This is a genomic window from Massilia sp. 9I (assembly GCF_902506415.1).
In the GTDB taxonomy this organism is placed as follows: Bacteria; Pseudomonadota; Gammaproteobacteria; order Burkholderiales; family Burkholderiaceae_D; genus Telluria.
In genome coordinates this window covers 163266-188410 of record NZ_LR733275.1, presented here as the reverse complement: position 1 = coordinate 188410, position 25145 = coordinate 163266, and the positions used below count along the sequence as shown (strand labels likewise).

The window sequence follows — 25145 nt, the reverse complement described above, 5'->3', positions numbered from 1 at the left end:
GGTGGAGCCGGTTCAGCACATTCAGAACAGTTTTGCGAACTTCTCGACGTTCTCGGCGTTGTAGGTGAACGGCGGGCCGAGGGCCGCTTCGCCGTTGGCGTCCAGGGTCACGCTGCCGAGGCGGCCGACCGAGACGCTGGCGCCGGTCTCGGATTTCGCCTTGCCCTTCACGAATTCGTTGGCGGCATAGGTGGCGGCGTAACCGAGGTCGATCGGGTTCCAGATCGCGAACTCGCGCACGGCGCCGCTCTTGACGTGTCCGGCCATCTCGGACGGCAGGCCCAGGCCGGTGACGAACACCTTGCCGACCAGGCCTTCGTCCGCGACCGCCTTGCTGGCGGCGACGATGCCGACCGTGGTCGGGGCGATGATGGCTTTCAGGTTCGGGTGGCTGCGCAGCAGGCCGATGGCTTCGCGGTAGCTCTTGTCCGACTGGTCGTCGCCGTAGACGGTGGCCACCAGTTTCAGGTCCTTGTATTCGGGCTTCTCGAGCGTCTTCTTCATGACGCCGATCCAGGTGTTCTGGTTGGTCGCCTGGGCCGAAGCCGACAGGATTGCCAGTTCACCCTTGCCGCCGATTTCCTTGGCCGCCATCTGGATCTGCTTCTCGCCGATCAGCTCCGCGTTGGACGGGTTCAGCTGCATCTGGCGGCCGCCGGCCGCCACGCCGCTGTCGAAGGAGATCACCTTGATCCCGCGCTGCATCGCCTTCTTGGTGATCGGCACCAGCGCGTTCGGGTCGTTGGCCGAGATCACGATGGCGTCGACCTTCTGGCTGATCAGGGAGTTGATGATCTCGATCTGGCCTTCGGCGCTGGGAGTGGTGGGGCCGGTATAGATCACCTCGACGCCGCCGATCTGGCTCGCTGCTTCCCTGGCGCCGGTGTGGGCGGCGTCGAAGAAACCGTTGCCCAGGCTTTTCACGACCATCGCGATCTTGACCGGATGATTGGCTCCGGCTTCGGTTTTCTTCTCACCGCAGCCGGCGAGGATGCCGACGGCGGCGGCCGCGAGCAGGATGTTTTTGATCTTCAATGCGAAAGCTCCATCAGGGCGGCGGACTGCAGGTCGTATTGCGGGCTGTAGCGCGGCGCGCTCAGGGCGGAGGGTTCGCCGTCCGGTTCGACGGTAACCACCTTCACGCCGTACTGCTCAAGCAGTTGCACGGCCTTGTCGGTGGCATTGGTATCGGTGATCACGGTGGACACGCGGTCCAGGCCGCACAGGATCAGGCCGGCCTTGCGCGCGAACTTCGAGCTGTCGGCCAGCACCACCAGTTCCTCGGCCTGGCTGATCAGGCGCTTCTCGGCCTGGATCAGGAGCGGATCGGCTTCCATCAGTCCCAGCAGCGAGAGGCCGTAGACGCTCATGAACATCTTGGTGGCGTAGTGGTGCTGGGTGATGTCGTTGTCGAAGGGCGAGAGGATAACGTTCTGCTCGCGGTAGACGCGGCCGCCCGGCACGATGATCTCGTTCTCGCTCGATACCAGCAGGCGCTCGGCCATCAGGAAGGAGTTGGTGAGGATCTTCAGGTGCTTATCGGTGAGGAACTCGGCCATCATGAAGGTGGTCGTGCCGCCGTTGATGATGATCGTTTCGCCGTCGGTGCACATGCCGGCGGCATGGCGGGCGATGGCGCGCTTGCGCGCCGCATAGCACTGAATGTTGTTCTGGAAGGTTTCGCTGGTGAGCGAGAACTGGCGCGTCTTCGGCAGCAGGTTCTCGGCGCCGCCGCGGGTGCGGGTGAGCAGGTTGCGACCAGCCAGCCAACTGATGTCGCGACGGACCGTCGCAGGGGATGCGTTGAGCCATTCGACAAGCTGCTGGACCGTTGCCGTCTGGTGCTCGGCAAGCAGCTTCAGCAAACGCTTGCGGCGTTTGTGATTCACCATGTTGTCTCCTCCGAAAGCCGTCTGTTTTGGTGCGGCGTGATATCCGTCGTCCCTGTGGGATCGCGGTATGTAGGAAAAGTATTGAGCAATCGCTACCGTAGCGTCAATCACAAAATGATCAATACGGTGATTATTTGCCTTCGCTGCAACGCACAAACGCGCAAATCGATCAACTCGGTGATTGATTGCGACTTGGTCAGCAAGTTGATTGATTCTGCGTTGACACCCTTTGTCCCGCTGCTTTCTACTGTCTCCCGGTGCCGCATCACAGCGTGCAAGCAGGACATGGAAGAGACGCATCGGCCGCTTGGGTCGATGACAAAACAATCAATAGGAGATATTTGATGGGCGCTATGAGCGAAACGAAACAGCGTGAACCGATCACCTCGCGCTGGGACGACAGTGCAGCTGCGAACATGAGCGAGCCGGAACTGCTGCTGTACCGTTCCAACCTGCTGGGTTCGGACCTGCGCATTACCAATTTCGGCGGCGGCAATACCTCGGCCAAGGTCACGATGACGGACCCGCTCTCCGGCCAGCAGGTCGAGGTGCTGTGGGTGAAGGGCTCGGGCGGCGACCTGGGTTCGATCAAGCTCGATGGCTTCTCGACCCTGTACATGGACAAGCTGCAGGCCCTGAAAGGGCGCTATCGCGGCCTCGAGCACGAGGACGAGATGGTCGGCTACCTGCCGCATTGCACCTTCAACCTGAACCCGCGCGCCGCCAGTATCGACACCCCGCTGCACGCCTACATCGACCGCAAGCACGTCGACCACATGCACCCGGATTCTTGCATCGCGATCGCCGCCTGCAAGAACAGCAAGGAACTGACCGCCAAGATCTTTGAAGGTGAGCTGGGCTGGCTGCCGTGGCAGCGTCCCGGCTACGACCTGGGCCTGAAACTGGAAGCCGTCTCGCGCGAGAACCCGCAGCTCAAGGGCATCATCCTGGAAGGCCACGGCCTGTTCACCTGGGGCGACACCTCGAAATCCTGCTACGAAACCACGCTGGCGATCATCAAGCGCGCCGAGGACTGGCTGGCGCAGAACATCCAGCAGCCGGTGTTCGGCGGCGAGGCGACCCAGGCGCTGGCGGCCGAGGAGCGTGCAGCCGTGGCGGCGCGCCTGATGCCTCTCCTGCGCGGCAAGATCAGCCAGGAAGAATTCAAGCTGGGCCACTTCGACGACAGCGAAGCCGTGCTGGAATTCGTTTGCAGCGCCGACCTCAAGCCCCTGGCGGCCCTCGGCACCTCCTGCCCGGACCACTTCCTGCGCACCAAGATCCGTCCGCTGGTGCTGGACTTCGACCCGGCGGCCCCGGACTTCGAGCGCCTGGTCGCGGGCCTGGACCAGGCCCTGGTCGACTACCGCGCCGACTACACCGCCTATTACGAGCGCTGCAAGCGCGCCACCAGCCCGAAAATCCGCGATGCCAACCCGATTATTTACCTGATCCCGGGCGTGGGCATGCTTTCCTTCGCCAAGGACAAGGCCACGGCAAGGATCGCCGGCGAGTTCTACGTCAACGCGATCAACGTGATGCGCGGCGCGAACGGCGTCGACAGCTATGTCGGCTTGCCGGAACAGGAAGCCTTCGACATCGAATACTGGCTGCTCGAGGAAGCCAAGCTGCAGCGCATGCCCAAGCCGAAAAGCCTGGCGGGCCGCATCGCCCTGGTGACCGGCGGCGCCGGCGGCATCGGCCAGGCGGTCGCCCGCCAGCTGCTGCAGGAAGGCGCTTGCGTGATGGTGACCGACATCGACAACGAAGCGCTGGCCTCGGCCCAGGCAGCCCTGTCCAAGGCGGCCGGTAAAGACAACGTCGCGGTCGTGCGCGGCAACATCACCAGCGAAGAAGAAGTCGCCCAGGTGCTGGCGGAGACCGCGCTGCGCTTCGGTGGCGTCGACCTCCTGGTGTCGAACGCCGGCATCGCCTCCGCCGCACCGCTGGACGAGACCACCCTCGACATCTGGAAGCGCAACCAGGACATCCTGGTCACCGGCTACTTCCTGGTCAGCCGCAGCGCCTTCCAGATGATGAAGCAGCAGAAGCTGGGCGGCAGCATGGTCTTCGTGGGCAGCAAGAACGGCCTGGTGGCGTCCGCCGGCGCCTCGGCCTACTGCACCGCCAAGGCGGCCGAGCTGCACCTGGCCCGCTGCGTCGCGCTGGAAGGCGCCGAGCACGGCATCCGCGTCAACGTCGTCAACCCGGACGCGGTCATCAAGGGTTCGCGCATCTGGGACGGCAAGTGGAAGGAAGAGCGCGCCGCCTCCAACAAGATCGATACCGACGACATCGAGGAGTTCTACCGCAAGCGCAGCATGCTGAAACTGAGCGTGCTGCCGGAAGATATCGCCGAAGCGGTCTACTTCTTCGCCAGCGACAAGTCGGCCAAGAGCACCGGCAACATCCTCAATGTGGACGCCGGCAACGCCGGGGCATTCACCCGCTAAAATAGAAGGCTGCGGAGCAAGGGGCTGCCCCTTGCTACCGCGGTATGAAGGAGACAAAGCATGAAAAGCGTGATCGACGCGGGCCTGGTGCAAGACCAGAATGCCAAACTGGACGCCGGCCTGCAGGCCGACTATGACGCGCTGGGCGGGGTGCTCGCGCGCCGCGGCCTGGACATCGACAAACTGACCGCGCTGGCGGCGACTTTCGAAGTGGCGGTCCCAAGCTGGGGCGCCGGTACCGGCGGCACGCGCTTTGCGCGCTTCCCGGGCCGCGGCGAGCCGCGCAACGTCTTCGAGAAGCTGGAAGACTGCGGCGTGATCAACCAGCTGACCCGCGCCACCCCGGCCGTGTCGCTGCACTTCCCGTGGGACAAACCGACCGACGCCAGCGAGCTGCGCGGCTTTGCCCAGGAGCTGGGTCTCGGCTTCGACGCCGTCAACTCGAACACCTTCCAGGACCAGGCGGGCCAGGAACACACGTATAAATACGGCAGCCTGACCGCCAACAACGCCCAGGCGCGCGCCCAGGCCGTGGCCCACAACATCGAATGCATCGAGCTGGGCCAGGCGCTTGGTTCGCAGGCACTCACCGTGTGGGTCGGCGACGGCGCCAACTTCCCGGGCCAGAGCAACCTGCGCGGCGCGCTGGAACGCTACCTGGAGAGCATGCGCCAGATCTATGCGGCGCTGCCGGCTGACTGGAACATCTTTATCGAGCACAAGCTGTTCGAACCGGCCTTCTATGCCACCACCATCGCCGACTGGGGCACCAGCTTCGCTTGCGCCACCGAGCTGGGTCCCAAGGCCAAGTGCCTGGTCGACCTCGGCCACCATGCACCGAATACCAATATCGAGATGATCGTGGCGCGCCTGGCGCAGTTCGGCAAGCTCGGCGGCTTCCACTTCAACGACAGCAAGTACGGTGACGACGACCTCGATTCGGGCTCGATCAATCCGTTCCAGCTGTTCCTGGTCTTCAACGAGCTGGCCGATGCGGCCCTGCGCGAAGGCCCCGGCTTCAAACCGGCCTACATGCTGGACCAGTCGCACAACGTGACCGATCCGATCGAAAGCCTGATGAGCAGCGCGGTCGAGGTGCAGCGTTCCTTCGTGCAGTCGGCCCTGGTCGACCGCGCCGAACTGGCCTCGCTGCAGGAGCAGAACGACGTGCTGCAGGCGGCCCAGTGCCTCAAGCGCGCCTTCCGCACCGACGTCAGCCCGATCCTGGCGATGGCGCGCGTGCGCGCCGGCGGCGCCGCCGATCCGGTGGCCTGCTACCGCGCCAGCGGCTACCGCGACCGCGTCGCCAGTGCGCGTCCGGCCAAGGCGGGCGCCAGCAGCAGCGGCATCGTCTGATCCAGGCTCCCATGCAAGGAGCCTCCCGCAGGCTGCTGCTGGCCGGCCTGGCGCTGTGCGCGCTGGCGCCGGCTGTCGCAGCCGCTTCCTCCATTGTCGATGCCGCCCGCTTCGGCGCGCGCGGCGACGGCACGACCCTGAATACCTCAGCCATCCAGGCGGCCATCGACGCTGCGGCAAAGGAGGGCGGCACGGTCGTGTTCCCGCCCGGGACCTACCTCACCGGGTCGATCTTCGTGAAGTCCGGCGTCACCCTGCGCCTGGACAAGGGCGTGACCCTGCTCGGTTCGCGCGACATCGCGCACTACCCGGTGCTGCCGACCCGGATCGCCGGCATCGAGATGCGCTGGCCGGCGGCCCTGGTCAATATCGTGGGGCAGAAGGGCGCGGCCATCGTCGGCGAAGGTACGATCGACGGCGACGGCAAGGTGTTCTGGGACAGCTACTGGAACCTGCGCCGCACCTATGAACCGCGCGGCCTGCGCTGGGCCTCGGACTACGACGCCGGGCGTCCGCGCCTGGTGCAAGTGTTCGAGTCCAGCGAGGTCAGGATCGGCGGCGGGCTCTTGATGCGCCGTTCCGGATTCTGGACCCTGCACATCTGCTATTCCAGTGACATCGTCGTCGACGGGGTCGTCATCCGCAACAACGAGGATGGCCACGGCCCCTCGACCGACGGCATCGACATCGATTCCTCGCGCCGCATCCTGGTGGCGAACGCCGATATCGCCGTCAACGACGACGCGCTGGTGATGAAGGCCGGGCGCGATTCGGACGGGCTGCGGGTGGCGCGGCCGACCGAGGATGTGATCGTGCGCGACGTGGTGGTGCGCGCGGGCGCGGCCGGTTTCACCTTCGGCAGCGAGACCTCGGGCGGTTTCCGCAACATCGAGGCCTACAACATCCGGGTCGAGAGCAAGGTTCCGGTCGGGATCCTGTTCAAGTCGGCGCATACGCGCGGCGGCTGGGGCGAGAACCTGCGCCTGCACGATTTCACCATGGAGGGCGTACCGGTCGTGATGCGCGCCACTATGAACTGGAACCCGGCCTACAGCTATGCCAGCATTCCGGCGGAGATCGACAATCCGCCGGCGCACTGGAAGGTGCTGGCAACCAGGGTGCCGCCTGAGCAGGGCCGGGCCAGGTTCCGCGAGGTGCGGATCTGGAACGTCACCGCGCGCGGCGCCACCACGGCCTTCGAGGTCGACGGCTATCCCGAGGAGCCGATGCGCGCCTTCCGCTTCGATGCGCTCGACATCGAGGCGAAGCAGGGCGGACACATCGAGGACGCGGCCGGCTGGCAGTTCACCAACACCACGCTGCGCCTGGGCGCCCCGATCGCGGTCGGCCGCGCCAGCAGCGTGACCGGGCTGGCGCCTGGCAGTTTCGCCATCGGCGCAGCGCGTGTGAAGAAGGACCCATCGAAGAAGAGCTACGAGGAGCAGGACAAGACATGAGCACCACCCGCGCATTCCGCATGAAACTCAAACCGGGCAACGAAGAGGAATACCGCCGCCGGCATGACGAGATCTGGCCGGAGCTGTCTTCGCTCCTGAGTGGGGCCGGTGTTTACGATTATTCGATTTTCCTGGACGAGGCGACGCTGGATCTGTTTGCGGTCATGAAGCTGCGCCCTGGACACCAGCTCGGGCCGCTGCCGGAGCATCCGGTGATGCGCAGGTGGTGGGATTACATGGCGGACCTGATGGAGGTCGAGCCGGGGAACCGGCCGAAGGAGTGGCCGCTCACGCAGGTGTTTCACCTGGCCTGAAGTTTTTCTATCCGTAGGGTGGGCAGGTTTCCTGCCCACGCGGCCAGCAGACGCAGATTATTGACGCTAGTCGACCGCGTGGGCGGCAAAGCCGCCCACGCTACGATCATTTCGACTTGTCGAGCAACCCGCGCGCCTTCAGCCATTCTTCGGCGCGGCGCGGCCAATACGACGCCGTCCCCAGTCCATCCCGCATCCCCATCCCATGCGCTCCCTGCTCGAACAGATACATCTCCGCCGGCACCTTGTGACGAGTAAGGGCCTGGTAGAACAGGATGCTGTTCTCGACCGGCACCGCCTGGTCGGCCTGGGTATGGATCAGGAGGGTGGGCGGCGTCTGCGCCGTCACCTGGCGATCGACCGACATCAGCTCCACGTCCGCCGGCTTCGGCGACGCCCCCAGCAAGGCCTTGCGCGAGCCGGCGTGCACGGCCGCGCCTTCCATGGCGATCACCGGGTACATCAGCATCAGGAAGTCGGGCCGCGCACTCACTTTGTCGAGCTCCGCACCGGTACGCCCAAGAGGATGGTCGAACAGCGTGCCGGCGGTGGCGGCGACGTGGCCGCCCGCCGAACTGCCCATCACGCCCACGCGATCGGGCCGCACGCCGAAGCGCGCCGCCTGCGAACGCACCAGGCGCACCGCGCGCAGCACGTCCTGCAGCGGCGCCGGATGGCCAAACTCCTGCTGGCGGTAGGTGAGCACGAAGCTGGTGATGCCCAAGGTAGAGAGCCAGTGCGCGTATTGCTCGCCTTCGCGCCGGGTCGACTGGCGCACATAGCCGCCGCCCGGGGCGATGATCACGGCGGTGCCGTTGGGACGGTCCACCGCGGCCGGATATACGGTCAGCGCCGGTTCGGTGATGTTGGTGGTGCGGCCATCGTCGTCGACGCGGTTCGGGCCGAGTTCGGGCTTGGCAGCGGGCACGCCTTCCGGCCACAATGGCAGTACCAGCGGGCCGGCGGCGAAGGCCGGCAAGGTCCCGGCGGCGGCCAGAATCACGCCGGCGGCGAGCTGCGTCATCGTGCGTCTCCTGTTTTCATTCATTGGATAGTCCTCATATGGTAAAGCTTTCTCTTCCTGGCAGTATTCTCGCAGTCTTCCTGGGCGGCTGCGCCGCCACGGGTGTGCAGCCCTTCGACAGCACCGGCGAGCTCGAATTGGTGACCACCCCAAGCGCCGAACTGTCGGCGGTTTGGACCCGCAGCGCCGATGGCGTCATCCACGTGTCGGGCAACCCGTCCGGCTACATCGCGACCCGCGCCAGCTACACCAATTACCGCATGCACGTCGAGTGGCGCTGGCCGGGCAAGCCGGGCAACGGCGGCGTGCTGCTGCATGTGGCGTCCGGACCGAAGGATCGCGTATGGCCGCTGAGCGTGCAGGTGCAGACCAAGCACGGCGCCGTCGGCGATGTGCTGCCGATGGCCGGCGCCAGTTTCGCCGAGCCCTTGACCACGGCACCCGGCGCTAACCCGGCGATCAAGGGGCATATCGGCGCCGACAGCGAGCGTCCGGCCGGCGAGTGGAACAGCGCCGACATCCTGGCGCGCGATGGCCTGATCGAGGTGACGGTGAACGGCGTGCTGCAGAACCGCGTCAGCGCGGCCATGCCGGGCGCCGGGCGCATCGCTTTCCAGCTCGAGGGCGCGCCCTACGAGCTGCGCAAGGTCTCGATCACGCCGCTCTAGCCGAATCAGCGGCGCTTGAGCCAGGCGTCCGGCACCGGCACCACCACGATATTCATCGAGCGGCCGTCTTCCGCCAGCATGGCCGACTGAATCTGGATCTTGGTGCCGTCCGCATTGAAGGTCGGGTGCGGGTGGTCGGCGGCCGTGGTCTTGTGGCCGGTGGTGAGCATGATCATCTCGCGCGTCTTGCGGTCGATCAGGTAGACGCTGCGGCTGAAATCGTCGCCCACGGCGAAGCGGCCGTCGCTGGAACCGTGCACGTGCCACAGGCCGCTGCCGGACGGCGTCTGGCCCACAATCTGCATCTGGCGGGTGCGCAGGTTGACGATCGCCAGGCCGGTCGGCTTCTCGCGGGTGCCGGTCTGGCCCCAGCCGTCGTCCTGGCCCGGGTTGGCGCCGCCGACATCGGTGGCGGGGGCATCGACCGCCTTGGCCGCGCCCGGGATGGCGCGGTGGCCCATGATCGCCATCGCCACTTCGTCCTTCGTGATCACCGCCTCGTGCGTCACCCATTCGTAGGGCGCTTCCGGATACAGCGGGCGCAGGCCGCTGCCATCGGCGTTCACGGTCCAGGTGCGTTGCGGCGACTTGCCGCCGGTCTCCCAGCAGAACACGATCTCGCCCGGATTCCACAGGTTGGCCTGGATGTGGCCGACCTGGAAGGGCACCGAGACCACGTGTTTGATCTCGCCGGTGCGCACGTTCAGGCGCGCGATGCCTTGCGGGCCGGCGCCCATCTTGCGCGGGCCGAAGGCCGGTTCGATCTTGGTGCCCGGGGCCAGGTGTTTCGCTGCCTGGCCGGGGCCGACCTTGAAGTACACCCATTCCTCGTCGGCGTCGAGCGCCAGGTCGCCGCCGGCTTCCAGCTCGGCGGGCAGGGTCGAGGCGATGCGCTGGTAGGCGCCGGCCGCCTGCATGCGCCCGGCGGCGCTGTCGGCGAACACGCGCGCCAGGTCGACTTCGACGATCTGCAGGCCGGGCTGCGCCTGGCGCATGAAGTACAGCTTCATCGACTTGCGGGCCAGGTTCAGCATGCCGGTGTAGCCGCCTTCAGTGACCTGCACCAGGTCGCCGGTCTCCTCGTTCACCGCCACCGCTTCGCTGCCGGCCAGGCGCGAGCGGAACATCAGCCACTTGCCGTCGGCGGTCCACTGCGGGTGGGTCGGATAGATCTTGGAATCGCCGTGCGGTTTGCTGGTCAGGAAGGTCAGCATGGTGCCGGTGACCGGATCCTTGACTACCTTGCGTTCGGAGGGAAAGCGCTTGCCGATCTGGGCGGAGGCATCGACGCTCAGCAGGAAAGCGGCGCACAGGCAGAACGCCGTGGTGAAACGGGATGGCATGGTGGTGTCTCCATATTGTGATGTTGTCCGCTCATTCTCCCAGCATGAGTTGCTCAGATCTGATCATGATGGTGATTCTTTCTGCGTCTTTACTGCCGGGTTCAGCGGTGGCGCATAGAATCCGGGTAAAGCTAAAATATTACGGAGACCCGTCATGTCCCTCCCAGGCATCTTGATCCGTGCCGGCGCCATGCTGCTGCTGGCCAGCGGAATCGCCCTGGCCCAGAGCCCGCCGCCCGCCGTCAATACCGACCCGGCGCGCGCGCAGGTCGTGCTGCCCGAGCCGGCCAATCCCGGGCTCCCTTCGATCATCCTGATCGGCGATTCCACCGTGCGCAATGGCCACGACGACGGCCAGGGCAAAGGCATGGAAGGCCAGTGGGGATGGGGCAATCCGCTCGCCGCTTACTTCGACCCGGCCAGGGTGAATGTCGTGAACCGCGCGGTCGGCGGCCTCTCCAGCCGCACCTATGTCACCTCCGGCCACTGGGAACGTACGCTGGCCTTCGTGAAGCCGGGCGACATCGTGCTCATGCAGTTCGGTCACAACGACGCTTCCCCGATCAACGATGACAAGCGGGCGCGCGGCACCATCCGCGGCATCGGTGAGGAAGCGCTTGACATCGACAACCTCCTGACGGGCAAGCGCGAGACAGTGCACAGCTACGGCTGGTACCTGCGCAAGTACATTACCGAGATCCGCGCGAAGGGCGCGACGCCGGTGGTGGTGTCGCTCATCCCGCGCAAGGCCTGGAATGAAGAAGGGCCGGACGTCGGCAAGGTCCGCCGCAACAAGGCCGACTACGCCGGCTGGGCCGCGGAAGTGGCGCGTCTGGAGAAGACCGGCTTCATCGACCTGAACGAACTGGCGGCGCGGCGTTACGACGAGATGGGCCGCGAGGCCGTGATGAAGCTGTTTCCGCAGACCGTGCCGGACGAGCGTATCCACACCAATTGGGCCGGCGCCGCGCTCAACGCGCAGATCGTCGTCGCCGGTTTGAAGACACTGGGCGACCCGCGCATGGCTTCCTTCCTGAAGCCGGTCGAGGATGTCCGTCCGGTGGTTGACGCGCGCTCAGTGCGCGAGGAAGCACCGCTCGACCCGGCGCTGCCGACCCTGTTCCTGGTGGGCGATTCGACGGTCAAGAGCGGTGGCCAGAATGGCGCGATCGGCTGGGGTGAGCGCATCGCGCCATACTTCGATACCCCTCGAATCAACGTCGTGAACGCCGCCATCGGCGGGCGCAGCAGCCGCACCTTTTATACCGAGGGCCGCTGGGAGCGTGTGCTCGGCCAGCTCAAGCGCGGCGACTTCGTCGTGATCCAGTTCGGCCACAACGACGGCGGCCGCATCGGCGACCCGGCCAACAAGAACCGCGCTTCGGCGCCGGGCATCGGCCCGGAGACGGTCGAGGATAGCCGTCCGGACGGGACGAAAGAACAGGTGCACAGCTTTGGCTGGTACATGGCGAAATACGTGGCGGACGCGAAAGCGAAGGGCGCCACGGTCGTCATCGCTTCGCCGATTCCGCACCGCGACAAGTGGCGGCAGGAGCGTGACTTCGCCAACTTCGCCGAGTGGGGCAAGCAGGTCGCCCAGGCGGGGAGTGTCCATTTCATGGACCTGACCATGCTGGTCTCCGACGGCTACCGCGCCGTCGGGCCGGCGAAAGTCGACACCTTCTTCTCGGACGCCCGCACCCACACCAATAGCGACGGCGCCGAATTCAACGCCCAGCGCGTGGTCGCCGGCCTCAAGGCGTTGCCGGGCAATCCGCTGCGCCCCTACTTTTCCGAGAAGGCGGCGGGCGTCCAGTGAAGAGCGTCTTGAGCGTCATCCTGCTGCTGGCCGCCGGCGGCGCCCAGGCCGCGTGCGAGGACTGGGGCAGGCGCGGCGCGCTGCTGTACCAGGACGATTTCGACGGGCCGCTCACGGGCTACGTCAGCGAATATGCGAAGAAGCCCGGCAACTTCGTCGGTACCCGCGACGGCCGCCTGGTGCTCGACGTCGACTCCGGCGCCACCGTCTGGCTGGACAGGCCGCTCTCCGGGAACATCCTGATCGCCTACACGCGGCGGGTGGTGATCGAGGGCGGCCCGAACGACCGCCTGTCGGACCTGAACCACTTCTGGATGGCGCGCAACGCCACCGGCAAGACCCGCTCCGGCAAGTTCGAGGACTACGATGACCTCGACATGTACTATGCCGGCATGGGTGGCAACGGCAATACGACCACCCGCCTGCGCCGCTACGGCGGCGGCCAGCGCGTGCTGGTCGGCGAGCGCCTCGGGCCCGAGTGGCTGCTCGAACCGAACCGCGACTACCAAGTCGAGATCGCGGTCTACAAGGGCTGCACGCGCATGCGCGTCGACGGCCGCGAGGTGTTTTCGTACCGCGACCCCCACCCCTATACCCAAGGCTACTTTGGATTGCGCACGACCTGGTCGCGCCAGACCATCGACAAGCTCACCATCCATGAGATCAACTAGAAGGAGACACCCCTTGAAGAATTCCCCCATGCCGCGCCGCACCCTGATGGCGGTCCTGATGGCCGCCACCTTCCCGCTGGCGCTGAACGTCGCCGCGCAGGACGCGCCGCCGCCGCAGGAAAAAGGCCCGGCTCCGGCCGACGCCATGCTGCACGCGCTGGACGTGAAGTACCCGACCCGCTACCAGCCGATGGACACGAACGAGGTCAAGGCCGTGCTGGACCGTGTGTTCGCCTACCTGGACCGGACCACGCCGGCGGAAATCATCCACAAAAGCGACGGCTCGGCGATCACCGACCTGACCAAGGCGGATCCGGACGCGGTGCTCAAACCGGGCGACTTCCGCCTGACCAGCTACGAATGGGGCGTGACCTACACCGGCATGCTGGCCGCGGGCCAGGCCACGGGCGACCAGCGCTACCTCGACTACGTGCAGAAACGCCATGCGCTGCTGTCGCAACTGACCAAAACCTACCTGCCGGTCGTGAAGGCGGACGCCGCGAACGCGCACGCGCCGATCAAGAGTTTCCTGAACCCGCACGCGCTGGACGACGCCGGCGCCCTGTGCCACAGCTTCCTCAAGGCCCAGCTGGCCGGGTCGAAGGTCGATTACAGCCAGATGGTCGGCATCTGCGGCGATTTCGTGACCAAGCACGAGTACCGCCTCAAGGACGGCACCCTGGCGCGCGGCGGCCCGGATGGCAAGGGCGGCCGCAAGATGCGTCCGCTGCCGGACACGCTGTGGCTGGACGACATGTTCATGGGTGTGCCGACCATGGCCTACCTGGGCAAGACGACCGGAGACCGCAAGCACTACGACGATGCGGTGCGCCAGGTGCTGCAGTTCTCGAAGCGCATGTTCAACCCCAAGCTGGGCATCTACATGCACGGCTACGTCGAAGGCATGCGCGACCACCCGGAATTCCACTGGGCGCGCGCCAATGGCTGGGCCGTGATGGCGATGGTCGAGGTGCTCGAGGTGCTGCCGAAGGACCACAAGGGCTACAAGGCCGTGCTGGCCCAGCTGCAGGCGCACATCAAGGGCCTGGCCTCCTACCAAACCCGCGACGGCTTCTGGCACCAGCTGATCGACCGTAACGACACCTACCAGGAGACCTCGGCCACCGCCATCTACACCTATGCGATCGCGCGCGCCGTGAACCGCGGCTACGTGGATGCGCAGATGTACGGACCGATGGCGAACTATGCCTGGAATGCGGTGGCGAGCAAGGTGCTGGCCAACGGCCAGATCGAAGGCATCTGCGTGGGCACCGGCATGGCTTTCGATCCGGCCTTCTACGCGTATCGCCCCACCAGCGTGAAGGCGGCGCACGGCTACGGTCCGGCGCTGCTGGCCGGCGCCGAGATCATCGAAATGAACAAGAAGTTTAAATTCGGCCTGAACGACAGTGGCCTGATGTACCAGGGAGCCCGCTGATCCGTGGGGTGGGCGGCTTCGCCGCCCACCTACCTGAGCCGTTCCACAAGCGCCGAGGGCACGGCAAACGCAGTCCCATGCCGCACCCGCTGCTTCGTCCCGGCGCCCGGAAAGCGCAGCTTCGCCGTCACGTCTTCCCAATTGACCATGTCGCGCGTGCGCATCGCGCCGTAGTGGCCGGCGGTGTAGGCGTCGTAGTACACGATCACCTCGTCCCCGACCTGCAGCACGCTTGGCCCTTCGCTCCACAACCCTGAGGGCGTAATCGGCGCACCGAGCGCACCGAAGGGACCGTCGAAGCGGGCTGCCGGCGCCACCCGCAGGTGCTTCTTCGGCGGATGGCGGGTCTCGTCCTTCACTAGCAGCCAGTCGCGCCCGAAGGCGTGGGTGAGCGTCGCGTCGATCACCGAAAAACCGGGATCGTAGTACAGCCGGGTCGGCGTGAAGCTGTTGAAGTCCTGCGCCGTGGTGGCATAGATGCGGTGGTTGTACTTTTCTTCGCTCTGGCCATCGGTCTCGGGGAAGCGTCCCGGAATGGTCGAGGACCACAGGATCAGGTAGTGGCCGCGCTGCCTGTCGTAGAAGATCTCGGGCGCCCAGGCATTCAGCGCGCCCGGCTCGTGCGCCATCACCGGCAGCGCGCGCTGGGGCGACCAGTGCAGCAGGTCGGGGGAGGAGGCGTAGCCGATGCCCTGGTCGTTCCAGCCGCTGGTCCACACCATGTGGAACAGGCCGTCCGGCCCGCGCACCAGGCTGGGGTCGCGCATCAGCTTCGACTTGCCGACGCTAGGCACCAGGAAGCTGGCGCCACCGCGCAGCGCCTCCCACTGATAACCGTCACTGCTGGCGGCCAGGTGCAGGCCATCCCCGCCATTGCCGGTGAAGTAGGCGAATAAGTAAGCCTGCTTCTCTCCTGTACTGACCAGCGGCAGGCAGCCCGAAAGCACGGCGCCTGCCAGCGTCGTCAGCGCGGCGCGGCGTTTCATTGGCCTGCGGGGCGTTCGGCCCGGGTTGGGCTCGGCGGCACGGCGAATGCGGCGACCGGATCGGGATGGGCCGGGTCGAAGGCGAAATCGTCGACCACATGGCTGGCCACCGGCAGTTTCGCCAGGCGCATGCCCAGCACCACGGTCTTGGCCAGCTCGTAACTGCCGTAGGGGTTGTGGTGGGTGTTGTCGAGTCGTCCCGGCTCCGGCAAGGCGAAGGCGGCTTTCGAGCCCTCGACGCCGAGCGCCGCGTACAGGGTCTTGCTCATCGCGTTCAGGTCAATGAAGGGAGCGCCCAGTTCCTGCGCCGACTGGCGCGCCGCTTCGGCGTAGTCGGTGAGGGTGGGCACCACATTGCCGGCTGCGTCGAAGCGGCGACGCTCGACCGAGGAGACGATCACGGGCAGGCCGCCGCGTGCGCGGATCATCTCGACGTGGGTCTTGATCTCGGCCTTGTAGGTGGTGAAAGGACCACCCTTGCCGGTGGCGATCTGCTTCTGGTCGTTATGCCCGTACTGCATCAGGACCGTGTCGCCCGGCTTCAGTTGCGTCAGGATCTTGTCGATGCGGCGCTTGGCCAGCGAGTCGCGGTAGGTTTCGCCCGACTGCGCGTAGTTGGCGACCGCGATCGAGGGCTTGAAGAAGCGCGGCAGCATCTGGCCCCAGCTGTTGTAGGGCTCCCCCGGCTGGTCGCTGACGGTGGAGTCGCCGAGCAGGAACAGGGTCGGCACCTGCGCCGGGACGATCGTCAGGGTGCGCACTGCCGGATGGGCGCCGTTCAGTTCCAGGGTCAGGCGCTTGTCCCAAGCCCAGGCTTCGGCCACCGTCTCGCGCGGGACATTAATGTTCACCTGGCCGGGAGCGATGCCGGCCAGCGCCGGAATTTGCGGCGTGCGCACGTTCACGATGAAGCTGCGTTCCATTTGCTCACCGGCCGCCGTCTGCACGTTCTCCAGCATCAGGCGGCGCAGCTCGGACTTGATCGTGGTGCTGGCCGGCCGGGCGTCGTCGCCGAGGCTAACCGTTACGCGGTAGTTCCCTTCCGGGAGGTCGACGGAAAAGTAGCTGCCTGGGGCTGCGCCCGGCTCGAAACCATAGCCGCGCGCTGCATCGTAGAGGGTCCCGGGCGCCACCTGCGTATAGCCACCTGGCGCCGCATCGTTGAAGGCGAAGCGCAGCGCGTCGTTTGCCGGCGGCTGCGCGGCGCAGCCCGCCAGTAGCAGGGCTGCGAGGAGGGTCGGTTTCATGCTCATGCTTTCATGGGTTCGGCAGCGCATCGCCGATCAGGGCCAGGTTCTGGATCGCGGCCAGGCCCCATTGCGCGGTGTCGTTGGTGGTGACGAAAGGGACCTCCATCACCGGGTTGAGCACCGCCGGGCCGGCCACGCGGGTCGGCGCGAAGGCCGGATACGGCCGCTTCACGCTGGCGAATTCCCTCCAGGCGCGGCGGGCCAGTTCGGGATCCTTGCGCTTCCAGGCCGCGTAGGCGGTCATGCGCGAGTTGCCGAGATAGAGGGCGTCGGTCCCGCCATGGCTCTTGCCCAGGCGGCGGCGCTGCTCCTCGGCGGGCGCGTTGTACAGTTCGCAGTACTCGAGCCAGGCCTTCTCGAAAGCCTTGTCGCCGGTGAGGGCGATCAGCTCGTCGAAGGTTTCGACGGCGCCGAACACGGCGTTCAGGTGCGAGGCGCTGACGTCGCTGCCGATCATGTTAAACAGGTGGCCGGTGTTCGGATCGTAGCCCATGCGGTCGCCGTTGAAGAAGCCGTGCGGCATGGCGGCGATATCGCGCATGCCGGTCAGGATCTTGTCGCGGTATTTGGGGCTGCCGCTGCGCTCCCATTCGGTGAGCCAGTTCGCCACCAGCGAGGCCCAGTCGGTGCCGAAGCTGGCGCGCGCCGGATACGGGCCTTTCGGCGGCTGGGCCGGCAGCTTGCGCACCGGGTCGACCTCATCCAAGCGCTGGTCGGCATCCAGGATCTCGCGCAGGACGTCGCCGATGCGCTCGTCCGCCGTCAGGAAGTAATACATGCGACGGTACGCGGCGGTGCTGATGCGCACCTGCTTGGCGCTGCAGCCCCAGTGCTGCACGTTGTGGCGCGTGCCCAGGCCGGCGAAGCGCCCCAGGTGGTAGGTGTCGACCTCGCTCGTATGGCGCACCATGGCCTCGCCCATACGGAAGATGTCGGCGCGGCCGGTGCGCAGGAAGGAGTACCACAGCCACAGGTCCGGCGACAGCTCCGAATTGTCCCAGGCGTAGCCGCCGACGTCGTAGCGCCATTCGTGGCGGTCCGGGTCGTAGGTGTGGCGGATGTCGCCGTAATCCCAGAAACCGTACCAGCGGCGCTGGTCGACTTCCCTTCGATAGAAGTCGAAGCGTCCGTCGAGCTGGTCTTCGATGGCGGCGCGCGCCGGCGTCGAGCGGTCGGGCAGGGACCACAGGTTGCCGAAGGCGCGCGTGGCCAGGATGTGGGCGGGCGATGCAGCCAGCTGGGGCGGGGTCTGTACCAGCGCGGCCATCTGCACCAGGCGCTCGCGCGCCGGCGTGGCTGCCAGGGCCCAGAGCGTGATCTCGCTGCTGCGCGCCACGCCGACCGGCGTACCGAAGCCCTTTTCGTAGTCCTCATAGGTGACGTCGAGCGCCTGCAGCTCTTCGGCGTGGCTGTCCATGCCCATGCCGTCGTGGTAGAAGCGCAGGTCCATCGCCGGCGCGTCCGGTGACCACATCCACAGGGTGACCTGGGCCGCATCAAGATGGGCGTTGCGCACGTCGAGCTGGGTCGGGTGGCGCTGCCAGAAGTCGCGCAGGCCGAAGGCGACGCCGCCTTTGGCGCCGCCGATGTAGCCCAGGCCCGGCGCGCGCCGGCCCCAGGCCGCCTCGATCCAGCCATGACCGGCCTTGGTGCGCTTGCGGATGCGGAAGCTGTCGGCGGAGAGCTGGGTGAGCGAGTAGTCGCCCCAGGCCGGAACGTACTGCAGGTTCTTGCGCACCCGCTCGGCGATCTCCGGCGCGGCGCTGCCGGCCAGCTGCGCCTTGCGCACGGCTTCCCCCGGATCGCGACGCAGACCGGTGAGGTTGCGCACACCTTCCGCCCACAGCCCGCCGTCCTCGCCGCCGAAGCGGATGTGGCGGTCGTGCGGCTCGTCGCGTAGCGGCACGCTGAAGCGCAGGCCGATGCCGCGCACGAAGTCCTTGTGTTCGTCGCCGTCGAAGACGAAGGTGTGCATGATGCGCACCGATTCGGCGCCCGCATAGAAATACAGGCGCACGACGAAGGGCAGCCAGCTGCGGCTGCCGTCCATGGCGCGGTGGCGTCCCTCGATCTTCAGCACGCTGCGCACCGGCCCGCGCTGCTCCACGATGACCTGTGCGATCTCGCTCTGGTACGCGCTTTGGCGGGTGCTGCCCTCGGGCTGGTCGTCGCTGAGGGCGACCAGGTGGCCGCCGCGCGCGATCTCGCTGCCGCCGCGCCGGATGCTGGCGATGATCTCGGCGCCCTTGCGCGGCACCACGCACTCGATCACACCGGTGCCGACCACGAACGCGCCGTCGCGCTCGGCGACGGTCACCGACGTCTTGACGCGCGCCGGATTGCCCGGTTTGACGACCAGGCGCTCCGGCATGCTGTCATGGGCCGGCAACGCGTGCGCAGTCCACTTCAGCGAGCCGTCCGGCCAATACGCCGTGGCCCAGCTCTGGCAGGGAATCTCGGCGCCGTTGGCGCCTGACAGGACAAACGCCTGATCCTTGCGCAGCGCGCCGCGCGGCCAGGGCACGCCGACCGTGGCGCCGGTGCACAGCTGGGGCAGGCCTTCGAGCCAGGCCAGTGGCGCGGCGGGCGCCGCGGCCTTGGCCGGCTGGGCCGAGACGGGACGCTGGAAGGCCAGCGGCAGCGCGGCCGCCAGCGCTCCGGTCTTGATGAAGTTGCGGCGGGACAGAGGGGCCATGGCTCAGCGCCCCGCCGACAGCTTGACTTCAACCGGAGCCCGCAGGCGCGCCGCTTCGAGCGCGACCTGGCGCTGCCAGTCGGCCTGGGTGGCGAAGGGGCTGCCGCGGGTCCAGGCCGCGCCCACGTAGTAACGCAGCGGCTGGCCGGAAGTGACCGGGGCCGTGACCAGCGCATTGCGCTCGTCCGCGGCGAAAGCGGAGGCGGTCGGCACGATCAGGGCCACGCCGAAGTCGCCGAAGCTGCGCTGGGTGACCCACTGCACCAGGCTGCCGTCTTTCGCGTTCTCCGCGAAATCGACCTTCACTTCCTGGCCCTTGTCGCTAGGTTGCTTGTTCAGCCCCACGGCCGCCGTCAGCTGCGCCGGCCCGCTGAAGCTGAAGGTGCTGTCGATGCGGTCGAACCAGCGGCCCGCGTCCACCGTGAAGCGCTTCACTTCCGCGACCCTGACGCCCGCCGCATCCCAGCCGTCGTAGCTCAGCTCGAACACGGTGCGTACCGGGCCGTTGGCGAGGATCTTCCAGGTCTTGAAGTTGGCGCCCACATAAAGCTGCTTGCCGTCCCAGATGCCGGTGCCGCCCGCGCCGCGGGTCGGGCCGACGTTGTACATGTCGATGCCTTCGCCCTCGTCCACATGGTAGTGGTCGTGGCCGATGTTGTACCAGCGGTCGACGATCGGGTAGGGCACGCGCTTGAACCAGATGTCCATGCCGCTCGTGACCAGGACTTCCTTGTCGCTGCCGGCGGGCGCCGGCGCGGCGAGGGCCGGGCCGTAGGTGCGGTGCGCCAGGCGGTCGTTTTCCCATGCGAAGTCGTCGAGGCGCTCCTGCACGAAACGGGCGTAGGTCCTGGCCGGGAAGGGCTTGACGGTCGCCTTGGCCTTTTCGATGGTGAAGCGGGCGGTCTTTTCGCCGGCCTTGAAGTCGTACTGGAACAGCAGCTCGCCGTAGGCGACCCCGCTCATGCCCGGATCTTTCGCCATCGGCGACAGGTTGGTCACCTGGTAGGGCAGGACGCGGCCCTTGGCGTCCTTGACGATCAGCTGCTGGTTCAAGGCTTTCGGCAGGGCTTCGGCCACCCTGGCCCAGGGGATGGCGATGGTCTCCGACGGACGGGCGATGTCGAGCGTGTGGCTGGCGCTGACGCTCAGGCGTTCTGCGGCGCCGGCCGCGACCGAGAACAGGGCGCCGGCGGCGAGGGCGGTAAGGGAGAGGCGTGGGGTCATGGCGATTCGTTCAACGGAGTTGGAGAGGCGCCTGGGGCGGCGGGGTCATGCCTTCGCCCAGGAAGAAGCTCGGGTGCGGCGGCTGGTTGTAGGCGGCGTTCTGGTTCGCGACCTGGGCGCGGTATTGCGTATCGTGCATCAGGGTCGGCAGGCGGTGGCGGGTCGGCACGGTAGTGCTGAACACCAGCAGGGCGTCGTCCGAGATGGTGCGCCAGACGACTTCCTCGCGCCAGTCGCCAAACAGGTCGGCCGACAGCACCGGGTTGGCTTTGGTGCCGTTGTTCGAGCCAGCGCGGTGTTCAGCGCCGTCGAGCAGCAGGTCGAGCCGCTGTCCTGACGGATTCCATTTCTCGATTTTGGTGCCGTCGAGCGATTCGCGCAGCAGGTCACCGTCCCACCACAGGCCGAAGTTGTAGGCGCGCGGGCGCACCGCCGAGATCTGCTGGCCGGTCGTCGCATTCACCAGGCCGCCGGCCGGGTTGTTGATGCCGCCCACCGCGGCCCAGCATTCGTTGCCCGGATGAGCAGCATCGATGTCCATGCAGATGCCGCGGCCGACGTCGATCGTGCTCTCGATCTTCCACAGGACCTGGCCGGTGGCGGCGTCGTGCATCTCGGCGCCGGCGCCCTGGTAGCACTTGGGCGACTCGTGCACCATGAAGACCTGCAGGCCGGCGCGGCCGGGAGCATGCTTGCCGACGTGGAGCGCGTCCCCGTGGCACAGATTGGTGGAGTACAGCAGGCTGCCGTCGCTCTTGATGGTGGCGGCGCCGTAGACGATGTCGTCGCGGCCGTCGCCGTCGGCGTCGGCCGTGGCCATCCAGTGCGCGCCCTGGCCGGCGGAGGCGCTGTTGCCGGGCGTGTCGCTGTCGAAGACCCAGCGGCGCGTGAGTTTGCCGTCGCGCCAGTCCCAGGCCGCGAGCACGGCGCGCGTGTAGTAGCCGCGCGCGAACACGGCGCTCGGGCGGGCGCCGTCGAGGTAGGCGACGCCGGCCAGGAAGCGGTCGACGCGGTTGCCGTAGGCGTCGCCCCAGGTAGCGGCTTCGCCGCGCGGCGGTGTGTACTCGGTGGTGGCCAGTGCCGCGCCGCTGCGGCCGTCGAACACGGTCAGGTATTCGGGGCCCGTGAGAATGAAGCCGTCTCCGTTGCGGTAATCGGCCTTGGCGTCGCCGATGACCTTGCCCTTGCCGTCGACGCTGCCGTCGGCGGTCTTCATCATCACCTCGGCGCGGCCGTCGCCGTCGAAATCGTAGGCCAGATAGGTGGTGTAGTGGGCGCCGGCGCGGATGTTCTTGCCGAGGTCGATGCGCCACAGCAGGGTGCCGTCGAGACGGTAGGCATCGACCAGGGTCGCGCCGGTGTAGCCTTTGTGGGAGTTGTCGTGGGCGTTGGTCGGCTGCCACTTCACCAGCAGCTCGTAGCTGCCGTCGCCATCGAGGTCGGCGGCCGAGCCGTCGTTCACCACGTAGCTGTAGGCTTCCCCGTCCGGATTGACGCCATCGGCCGGTTTGCGCAGCGGGACGCGCAGGAAGCCTTCCAGCCAGGTGGCGACGGCGCGCTCGCCGGCCTTGGCTTCGACGCCGTTCAGCACGGGGCGCACGCTGTATTGCGCGTCGAGCGGGGCCTTGGCATCGAGGTAGTTGGTGGCTAACAGCGGCTTGTCGTTCAGCTTCACGCCGTTGCGATACAGGTTGAAGGCGAGCGTGGGGGATTCGTTACCCAGCTGGCGCCAGCTGACGAACACGCCCTCGGCGCTGCGGATCGCGACCACGCCGCGGTCCAGTTTTTCGGCCTGGCGCGCCGGTGCGGCCGCCGCCCCCTGGATGGCCAGCAGGCCGGCAAGCGCCAACAGCGCGGCCGTCTTCGTCTTTACGCTCGATGCCATGGTAGTCCTTGCTCCTGATATGCTCATCCGAGTATCGATTTTCCAGCGCGAGGGTGTCAACGGGCGGCCCCGCTGGAGTTTCATATAATCAAGCGCTTGATTATTCATTGCGCCACAAGCCAGCGTAAACTCCGTGGATTGACTTCAGCCGTTCCAGACCATGATCATTTCTTCCGCCACCGACTTCCGCGAAGCCGCCCGCCGCCGCCTGCCGCCCTTCCTGTTCCACTACCTGGATGGCGGCGCCGGCGCCGAGCAGACCCTTCGCAGCAACGTCGACGACCTGCAGGCCGTCAAACTGCGCCAGCGCGTGCTGCGCGGTTCCGAGCAGCTGGACCTCGGTGTCGACTGGTTCGGCGAGCACTACGCGCTGCCGATCGCGCTGGCGCCGGTCGGCCTGACCGGCATGTATGCGCGGCGCGGCGAAGTGCAGGCGGTGCGCGCGGCCTGCCGCGGCAACATCCCCTTCATCCAGTCGACAGTCTCGGTTTGCCCCCTGGCGGAAGTGGCGGCCCAGGCCTCGCATCCGATCTGGTTCCAGCTCTACGTGCTGAAGGACCGCGGCTTCATGCGCGACGTGATGCGGCGCGCCTGGGACCTGGGCTCGCGCAACCTCGTGTTCACGGTCGACATGCCGGTGCCGGGCGCGCGCTACCGCGACGCCCACAGCGGCATGAGCGGCGCCAACGGCCCGCTGCGGCGCGTGCTGCAGGCCATGCTGCATCCGCGCTGGGCGCTCGACGTGGGCGTGTTCGGGCGCCCGCACGACCTCGGGAACATCTCGGCCTACCGCGGCAGCGCCACCGGCCTGGCCGACTACATCGGCTGGCTCGGCGCGAATTTCGATCCCGGCATCGCCTGGGCCGACTTGCAGTGGATCCGCGACGAGTGGAAGGGCAAGCTGATCTTGAAAGGCATTCTCGATCCGGAAGATGCGCGCGACGCGCTGGCATTCGGGGCCGACGGCATCGTGGTGTCGAACCACGGCGGGCGCCAGCTGGACGGGGCGCCATCCTCGGCCCAGGCGCTCCCGGGCATTGCCGCGGAAGTGAAGGGCAAGATGACCATCTTCGCCGACGGCGGCGTGCGCACCGGCACCGACGTATTCCGCATGCTGGCCCTGGGCGCCGACGGGGTCCTGATCGGGCGCGCCTTCGTCTATGCGCTGGCCACGCAGGGCCAGGCCGGCGTGGAGCGCCTCTTGGCCATCATGGAAAAGGACCTGCGCACCAACATGGTTTTGACCGGCGTGCAGTCAGTGGGCGAGATCGGACCGCACTTACTGGCGTGACCGGCCGATGCGGTGGTGCACCCGCCGCTGCGCCAGCCACACGCCCAGCGCCACCACCGGCACCAGGACGCCCAGCGCCAGGTCCGGGTTGATCGGCAGGCCGGCCGCCTTGGCCGCCTTGCCCGCGTAGCCGAGCAGGCCGACCAGGTAGTAGGAGATCGCGGCCACCGACAGGCCCTCGACCGCCAGCTGCAGGCGCAGCTGCTGGGCCGCGCGCGCGTTCATCGATTCGAGGATGCGGCGGTTCTGCAGTTCCTGCACGATGCCGACGCGCGTGCGCAGCAGGTCGTTGGTGTCGGCGATGCGGCGCGCCAGCGCGTCCTGGCGCGCGCTGACCGCGGCGCAGGTCTGCATCGCCGGCGCCAGTCGCCGTTCCATGAATTCTTCCACCGTCGGCGTGCCCTCGATGCGGGTCTCGCGCAGTTCCTCGATGCGCGCCTTGACGATGCCGAAATAGGCCTTCGAGGCCGAGAAGCGGTAGCCGTTGTCGAGCACCAGCTTTTCCAGGCGCGCCGCCAGCCGGGTGATCTGCTCGAGCAGGCGCTGCTCGTCCTGCGCGCCGGTCTCCGGCGCCATGTCGGTGGCGACCATGGTGCTCGCCAGGCTGGAAAGCTCGGCCTCGATGCGGTCCAGCTCCATGCCGACCGTGCGCGCGGCGGGCAGCCCGAGCAGGGCCATCATGCGGTAGGTCTCGATCTCGAGCACCCGCTGCACCAGGCGGCCGCCCTGCAGGTGGCGCATGCCCAGGTCGCGGATCACGAAGCGGCTGAAGCCGTCGGACTGGATCGCGAAGTCGGTCCACAGCTCGGCGCCCTGCATCACCGAGGAACCGGCCAGCTGGTTGCGCTCGAACACCGCCGGCAGGCGGGTGCAATCGGCCTCGCCCTTGACCAGGGCCACGTGGGCCGCCGCCATCACGCTGCCGGCCAACTGTGCGAGCCAGGCGGCCGGCAGGAAGGACAGCGGCATGTGGGCGAAGGCGTCGTGCACCGCCAGTTCCGCGGCGAGCGGCGCGGTCACGGTGTAGGTGGCGAACTCGGTATGGCATTCCCACTTGAGGCGAAAGCTGCCGAAGTCGTGGTAGAAGTGATTGCTGCCGGGGCCCGGCGCGGCCACGCCGAAATGCCCGCACAGCTCGCCCAGCAGGCGGTGCTGAGAATGCTGGGCCGGCGGGCCGGATTCGCCGCCGTGGCATACCGCCAGGTGGGTGATGGCCTCGGGGCCGTCGAGCCGCATGAAGGGCCGTGAATGGAGTTCGGCCGCGAGCGGCACGCGCGACGGGTGGTTCAGCGTTAGGTTGAAGTCTCTCACGCGGCTCTCTCTCGGGCGAAGGCTGTATTGACGAGTATGCCACGAGCCGCCGAAGCACGTGCGAAGAC

20 protein-coding genes are annotated in these 25145 nt (G+C 67.2%); 10 read left to right on the top strand and 10 right to left on the bottom strand.

Annotated features, from left to right (window positions below; translation table 11 throughout):
* Window positions 1-21: 21 nt before the first annotated feature.
* Together rhaS and GV068_RS00880 are read right to left on the bottom strand one after the other, a co-directional pair.
* Window positions 22-1035: a rhamnose ABC transporter substrate-binding protein gene (gene rhaS / locus GV068_RS00885; protein ID WP_201303225.1), complete on the bottom strand. Its 1014-nt coding sequence runs from the start codon at window positions 1033-1035 to the stop codon at window positions 22-24.
* Complete coding sequence (locus tag GV068_RS00880; RefSeq protein ID WP_159695562.1) at window positions 1032-1892, bottom strand: DeoR/GlpR family DNA-binding transcription regulator; 861 nt, start codon at window positions 1890-1892, stop codon at window positions 1032-1034. Before GV068_RS00880 ends, rhaS begins: the two co-directional genes overlap by 4 nt.
* 81 nt (window positions 1893-1973) lie before the next feature.
* Between GV068_RS00880 and GV068_RS00875 the strand changes: the two genes are divergently transcribed.
* The 5 genes from GV068_RS00875 to GV068_RS00855 are packed head-to-tail and all read left to right on the top strand — an operon-like array spanning window position 1974 to window position 7472.
* Window positions 1974-2237, top strand: coding sequence for a hypothetical protein (locus GV068_RS00875; RefSeq protein WP_159695561.1), 264 nt, complete (start codon window positions 1974-1976; stop codon window positions 2235-2237).
* Entirely contained in the window at window positions 2237-4345 is a 2109-nt protein-coding gene (locus tag GV068_RS00870) for a bifunctional rhamnulose-1-phosphate aldolase/short-chain dehydrogenase (RefSeq protein ID WP_159695560.1), read from the top strand. The genes GV068_RS00875 and GV068_RS00870 overlap by 1 nt, the downstream gene beginning before the upstream one ends.
* Window positions 4346-4405: 60 nt before the next feature.
* Window positions 4406-5701 carry an L-rhamnose catabolism isomerase gene (gene rhaI, locus GV068_RS00865; RefSeq protein ID WP_159695559.1) on the top strand — a complete coding sequence of 432 codons (1296 nt, stop codon included), beginning with the start codon at window positions 4406-4408 and terminating at the stop codon, window positions 5699-5701.
* A gap of 11 nt (window positions 5702-5712) precedes the next feature.
* Window positions 5713-7158, top strand: coding sequence for a glycoside hydrolase family 28 protein (locus GV068_RS00860; RefSeq protein WP_159695558.1), 1446 nt, complete (start codon window positions 5713-5715; stop codon window positions 7156-7158).
* Window positions 7155-7472, top strand: coding sequence for an L-rhamnose mutarotase (locus GV068_RS00855; RefSeq protein WP_159695557.1), 318 nt, complete (start codon window positions 7155-7157; stop codon window positions 7470-7472). The genes GV068_RS00860 and GV068_RS00855 overlap by 4 nt, the downstream gene beginning before the upstream one ends.
* A 106-nt stretch (window positions 7473-7578) precedes the next feature.
* Here GV068_RS00855 and GV068_RS00850 read toward each other — a convergent pair whose 3' ends face one another.
* Window positions 7579-8496 carry an alpha/beta hydrolase gene (locus tag GV068_RS00850; protein ID WP_229463572.1) on the bottom strand — a complete coding sequence of 306 codons (918 nt, stop codon included), beginning with the start codon at window positions 8494-8496 and terminating at the stop codon, window positions 7579-7581.
* A 38-nt stretch (window positions 8497-8534) separates the two neighbouring features.
* On the opposite strand from GV068_RS00850, the gene GV068_RS00845 reads away from it, so the two are divergent.
* Complete coding sequence (locus GV068_RS00845; protein WP_159695555.1) at window positions 8535-9164, top strand: DUF1080 domain-containing protein; 630 nt, start codon at window positions 8535-8537, stop codon at window positions 9162-9164.
* A 5-nt stretch (window positions 9165-9169) separates the two neighbouring features.
* Here the strand turns inward: GV068_RS00845 and GV068_RS00840 are convergent, their stop codons facing one another.
* Window positions 9170-10507, bottom strand: a complete 1338-nt coding sequence (locus GV068_RS00840) for a hypothetical protein (RefSeq protein ID WP_159695554.1) — start codon at window positions 10505-10507, stop codon at window positions 9170-9172.
* 154 nt (window positions 10508-10661) lie between these two features.
* Between GV068_RS00840 and GV068_RS00835 the strand changes: the two genes are divergently transcribed.
* From GV068_RS00835 to GV068_RS00825, 3 genes are read left to right on the top strand one after another with little or no spacing between them, the layout of a single operon-like run.
* The gene (locus GV068_RS00835; RefSeq protein WP_229463570.1) at window positions 10662-12326 is read left to right on the top strand and encodes a rhamnogalacturonan acetylesterase; all 1665 of its coding nucleotides are present in this window, start codon (window positions 10662-10664) and stop codon (window positions 12324-12326) included.
* An 8-nt stretch (window positions 12327-12334) separates the two neighbouring features.
* Entirely contained in the window at window positions 12335-12997 is a 663-nt protein-coding gene (locus tag GV068_RS00830; protein ID WP_159695553.1) for a DUF6250 domain-containing protein, read from the top strand.
* A 13-nt stretch (window positions 12998-13010) separates the two neighbouring features.
* The gene (locus GV068_RS00825; RefSeq protein WP_229463568.1) at window positions 13011-14435 is read left to right on the top strand and encodes a glycoside hydrolase family 105 protein; all 1425 of its coding nucleotides are present in this window, start codon (window positions 13011-13013) and stop codon (window positions 14433-14435) included.
* 29 nt (window positions 14436-14464) lie between these two features.
* Here the strand turns inward: GV068_RS00825 and GV068_RS00820 are convergent, their stop codons facing one another.
* Genes GV068_RS00820 through GV068_RS00800 form a run of 5 tightly spaced genes read right to left on the bottom strand, consistent with a single transcriptional unit; the run spans window position 14465 to window position 22475 of the window.
* Window positions 14465-15421, bottom strand: a complete 957-nt coding sequence (locus tag GV068_RS00820) for a glycoside hydrolase family 43 protein (protein ID WP_159695551.1) — start codon at window positions 15419-15421, stop codon at window positions 14465-14467.
* Window positions 15418-16668 carry a rhamnogalacturonan acetylesterase gene (locus GV068_RS00815; protein WP_159695550.1) on the bottom strand — a complete coding sequence of 417 codons (1251 nt, stop codon included), beginning with the start codon at window positions 16666-16668 and terminating at the stop codon, window positions 15418-15420. Before GV068_RS00815 ends, GV068_RS00820 begins: the two co-directional genes overlap by 4 nt.
* A gap of 10 nt (window positions 16669-16678) precedes the next feature.
* Window positions 16679-19366 carry a Tat pathway signal sequence domain protein gene (locus GV068_RS00810; RefSeq protein ID WP_159695549.1) on the bottom strand — a complete coding sequence of 896 codons (2688 nt, stop codon included), beginning with the start codon at window positions 19364-19366 and terminating at the stop codon, window positions 16679-16681.
* A 3-nt stretch (window positions 19367-19369) separates the two neighbouring features.
* Window positions 19370-20590: a DUF4861 family protein gene (locus tag GV068_RS00805; protein WP_159695548.1), complete on the bottom strand. Its 1221-nt coding sequence runs from the start codon at window positions 20588-20590 to the stop codon at window positions 19370-19372.
* 10 nt (window positions 20591-20600) lie between these two features.
* Complete coding sequence (locus tag GV068_RS00800; protein WP_159695547.1) at window positions 20601-22475, bottom strand: rhamnogalacturonan lyase; 1875 nt, start codon at window positions 22473-22475, stop codon at window positions 20601-20603.
* A gap of 160 nt (window positions 22476-22635) precedes the next feature.
* Here GV068_RS00800 and lldD point away from each other — a divergent pair, with 160 nt between their 5' ends.
* Window positions 22636-23766: an FMN-dependent L-lactate dehydrogenase LldD gene (gene lldD, locus GV068_RS00795; protein ID WP_159695546.1), complete on the top strand. Its 1131-nt coding sequence runs from the start codon at window positions 22636-22638 to the stop codon at window positions 23764-23766.
* Here lldD and GV068_RS00790 read toward each other — a convergent pair.
* Window positions 23755-25077, bottom strand: coding sequence for a DUF3422 family protein (locus GV068_RS00790; protein WP_267874521.1), 1323 nt, complete (start codon window positions 25075-25077; stop codon window positions 23755-23757). The genes lldD and GV068_RS00790 overlap by 12 nt on opposite strands.
* Window positions 25078-25145: the final 68 nt, after the last annotated feature.

What these genes read in the sequence shown, in the direction of transcription:
- GV068_RS00880 (WP_159695562.1), bottom strand. Translation starts at nt 1,892, where the DNA reads ATGGTGAATCACAAACGCCGCAAGCGTTTGCTGAAGCTGCTTGCCGAG.
- GV068_RS00870 (WP_159695560.1), top strand. Translation starts at nt 2,237, where the DNA reads ATGGGCGCTATGAGCGAAACGAAACAGCGTGAACCGATCACCTCGCGC.
- rhaI (WP_159695559.1), top strand. Translation starts at nt 4,406, where the DNA reads ATGAAAAGCGTGATCGACGCGGGCCTGGTGCAAGACCAGAATGCCAAA.
- GV068_RS00860 (WP_159695558.1), top strand. Translation starts at nt 5,713, where the DNA reads ATGCAAGGAGCCTCCCGCAGGCTGCTGCTGGCCGGCCTGGCGCTGTGC.
- GV068_RS00855 (WP_159695557.1), top strand. Translation starts at nt 7,155, where the DNA reads ATGAGCACCACCCGCGCATTCCGCATGAAACTCAAACCGGGCAACGAA.
- GV068_RS00850 (WP_229463572.1), bottom strand. Translation starts at nt 8,496, where the DNA reads ATGACGCAGCTCGCCGCCGGCGTGATTCTGGCCGCCGCCGGGACCTTG.
- GV068_RS00845 (WP_159695555.1), top strand. Translation starts at nt 8,535, where the DNA reads ATGGTAAAGCTTTCTCTTCCTGGCAGTATTCTCGCAGTCTTCCTGGGC.
- GV068_RS00840 (WP_159695554.1), bottom strand. Translation starts at nt 10,507, where the DNA reads ATGCCATCCCGTTTCACCACGGCGTTCTGCCTGTGCGCCGCTTTCCTG.
- GV068_RS00835 (WP_229463570.1), top strand. Translation starts at nt 10,662, where the DNA reads ATGTCCCTCCCAGGCATCTTGATCCGTGCCGGCGCCATGCTGCTGCTG.
- GV068_RS00820 (WP_159695551.1), bottom strand. Translation starts at nt 15,421, where the DNA reads ATGAAACGCCGCGCCGCGCTGACGACGCTGGCAGGCGCCGTGCTTTCG.
- GV068_RS00815 (WP_159695550.1), bottom strand. Translation starts at nt 16,668, where the DNA reads ATGAAACCGACCCTCCTCGCAGCCCTGCTACTGGCGGGCTGCGCCGCG.
- GV068_RS00810 (WP_159695549.1), bottom strand. Translation starts at nt 19,366, where the DNA reads ATGGCCCCTCTGTCCCGCCGCAACTTCATCAAGACCGGAGCGCTGGCG.
- GV068_RS00805 (WP_159695548.1), bottom strand. Translation starts at nt 20,590, where the DNA reads ATGACCCCACGCCTCTCCCTTACCGCCCTCGCCGCCGGCGCCCTGTTC.
- GV068_RS00800 (WP_159695547.1), bottom strand. Translation starts at nt 22,475, where the DNA reads ATGGCATCGAGCGTAAAGACGAAGACGGCCGCGCTGTTGGCGCTTGCC.
- lldD (WP_159695546.1), top strand. Translation starts at nt 22,636, where the DNA reads ATGATCATTTCTTCCGCCACCGACTTCCGCGAAGCCGCCCGCCGCCGC.